This window comes from Actinomycetospora sp., from assembly GCF_055612215.1.
The window spans coordinates 1-2,573 of sequence record NZ_JBVPVA010000228.1 but is presented as its reverse complement, the minus strand read 5'-3'; the positions used below and the strand labels follow the sequence as shown (position 1 = coordinate 2,573).

The window sequence follows — 2,573 nt, the reverse complement described above, 5'->3', positions numbered from 1 at the left end:
CGAGCAGTCGGACACTGGCCGTGGTCAGGGTGTAGAGCAGCTCCGCGGGATCGAAATCGGGGCCGCCGGTGTCGGCCAGGCTCAGCAATGTCTCGGCCAACGACTGATCCACGACCGCCACCGCCCGCCGCCCAGCGACGTACGCGCACGCCACGTCTGGACTCCGTGATACCCCGGGGCACCAGGCCTGCAACCTCTGGGGCAGCGACGGTCAAACGCGTCGTGCGTTCCCTCGGGGTCCCCGCCTTCGCGCCCTCAGCTGTTCCTGCGGGCCGGCTCCGTGGGTTGGCTGCGGCCGTGCGCCGCCTCGGAGGCGACCCAGCGGGAGACCTCGACGAGCTTGATGTTGGTCTCCTGGGAGGACGAGACCAGCAGACGGAAGGCCTGATCGTCGTCGATGCCGAAGCGCGCCATGAGGATGCCCTTGGCCTGGCCGATCACATCGCGGGTGTCCACGGCGTGCTTGAGGTGGGTGGCCCGGTCGCTGCCGTAGAGCAGCACCCCGGCCTGGACCCCGAACAGGCCCGCGATCCTGCGGGCCTGCTCGTCGAAGGCGTGCGGGACTCGGGAGTAGAGATTCAGCGCCGCCCGCATGGTCGGCGCGGCGCAGAGCTGAGTCGACATCAACGACAGGAACCCGAACGCCACGGCCTGCGGGGCGAACTTCGGCCAGCGGGTGGCGTCCTGGCCGGCGAGGTCCTGGGCCAGGACGACGCCGTCGTCGGCGGGGTGGCTCAACGCGGTGATGCACGGTCCCTCGGACAGCTCGCTCTGGGTGCGGTCCAGCTCGCCGATCTCGTCGGTGGTGGGGTGGCGGGTCTCGACGACACCGTGACGGGTCATGGAGATGCTGCCGGCGTCCACGCCCGGGACGGTCTCCACGGCGGTGAGGACGATCTGGGCCAGGGTCGCCTCGAGATCGTCGATGCTGCGGCGGGTGACCAACCCCAGGGCGGCAGCGCGCAGGGCGATGACGAGCCGGTCGGACTGGTTCGCGTCCACGTGACGGACCCACCTTCGACGATTGCGGCGGGAACGAGGCCGGCGACCCCTCGGAGGAACGCCGGCCAGGCAGAGCCGGAGCGGCATGCGCTGCGCTCTACCCGCCACCGAATCGCGGTGTCCAGGACGCACATGAAAATGTGGACGAGAGGGCGCAGCTCGAAAGTAGCGCCCGTTGTCCGGAGGCGGCCCGTGATCTCGACCCGCGACACCCACCATACTCCGGACTGCCACGGCAAAACGGGTCTCGCCCCGCCGGTTTCCGGCACTTCCCCGACGACGTCATGCCCGGTTCGATCCTCTCCCCGAACTCGCGCGGCCACGCCGACGGCCGTGGCTCCTGGCGCGACCCCGCAGAACACCGGCGCGCGGCCGCGCGATGGCCTCGACCGGGCCGCCTACGAGTGGGTCACCAGCCACGTGTTCCGCAAGACGGCCGCGACGGTGCTCGACCAGGCCGGCCTGTCCGCCCGTGCCGTCGCCGGCCACAGCGGGCACGCCCGCTCCTCGATCACCCAGGACGTCTCCACGGACGAGCGGGCGCACGCGAGGCGGCGCCTGGGGATCAGGCTCTCCCGACGAAAGCGGGCAATACGTGGGGGTTCTGTGGGGATCGGTCTTGGGCCACCGACCGCTGCATTTGTGTGACCTGGATGAATCGTGGGGCAGGTCGGATTCGAACCGACGGCCTGACGGATTATGAGTCCGCTGCTCTACCGCTGAGCTACTGCCCCCGCGCGGCACCGACCCCGCTGCCTCACCCGGACGAGCACCGCGCGCGGCAGCCTACGGGCCGCCCCGGCGGGTGCGGATCGCCGCCTCACGGCTCGACCCGGGGACGCGGAGGGTCCGGGGTCCGGGCACGCGTCGCGTGTGAACGACACGTTTCTCGACGATCTCGATCAGATCAGCGCGGTCGGAACCGGTCGAATCCCGGCGTATCCCCTCCCGACCTGCACGAGTCCGTCCCGGTGACGTCGCGACGACCACTGCGCCGGATGATCTTCGTGTTACCGATCCGCGCGGCGCGTGATCCCGCTGTGTGAGCGGTCGTTGCGCCGGAACGACACCCCCGCGGTGTCGTCCGGAGCAGTGGTGCTCCGGTGAACCGACCGTCCTGATCGGGAAGGACCACCCCCCATGCCGAAGCTCTCCGCCCGCACCCTCCGGTTCGCGTTCGCCGCCGTCGCCGGCCCGGCGCTGGCCGTCGGGATCGCCGCGCCCGCCGCGAACGCCCCCGAGCTCACCCCGGTCGCGCAGTACGTCGACCACACCGTCTCCGACACCGAGCACGAGATCGGCGGCGCGGCCGACGCGTTCGGCCTCGAGGCGGAGTAGGCGCCGACGACGAGGGTCCGGCCGGACCCGCTCCCCACGGGTCCGGCCGGGTCCTCGCGGCGTCGTCGGCGGACCACGACCCGCGACGTTCTCGTGACGACCCGTCCCCAGCACTGGACAGGGGGACGATCGGCACCGGACCATCGGGAGAGCGTCACCGCCACGCTCCACGGGAGGCAGACATGCGACTGGGCCGCCGAATCACCGCCGGGATCGCCGAGCACCCGCCCGCG

The 2,573-nt window shown here is 71.6% G+C and carries 3 protein-coding genes and 1 tRNA gene; 2 read left to right on the top strand and 2 right to left on the bottom strand.

All coding sequences use genetic code 11. From position 1 onward, the window contains the following. Positions 1-255: 255 nt before the first annotated feature. Positions 256-1,002, bottom strand: a complete 747-nt coding sequence (locus AC0CYZ_RS06385) for a GAF and ANTAR domain-containing protein (RefSeq protein ID WP_472213443.1) — start codon at positions 1,000-1,002, stop codon at positions 256-258. Positions 1,003-1,335: 333 nt separating this feature from the next. On the opposite strand from AC0CYZ_RS06385, the gene AC0CYZ_RS06380 reads away from it, so the two are divergent. Further along, positions 1,336-1,650 (top strand): hypothetical protein, encoded by a 315-nt coding sequence (locus AC0CYZ_RS06380; protein ID WP_472213441.1) that lies wholly within the window; start codon positions 1,336-1,338, stop codon positions 1,648-1,650. Positions 1,651-1,663: 13 nt separating this feature from the next. Here AC0CYZ_RS06380 and AC0CYZ_RS06375 read toward each other — a convergent pair. Then, a tRNA-Ile gene (locus AC0CYZ_RS06375) sits at positions 1,664-1,736 on the bottom strand. 406 nt (positions 1,737-2,142) lie between these two features. Between AC0CYZ_RS06375 and AC0CYZ_RS06370 the strand changes: the two genes are divergently transcribed. Then, complete coding sequence (locus AC0CYZ_RS06370) at positions 2,143-2,340, top strand: hypothetical protein (protein ID WP_472213439.1); 198 nt, start codon at positions 2,143-2,145, stop codon at positions 2,338-2,340. Positions 2,341-2,573 lie beyond the last annotated feature (233 nt).

What these genes read in the sequence shown, in the direction of transcription:
- AC0CYZ_RS06370 (WP_472213439.1), top strand. Translation starts at nt 2,143, where the DNA reads ATGCCGAAGCTCTCCGCCCGCACCCTCCGGTTCGCGTTCGCCGCCGTC.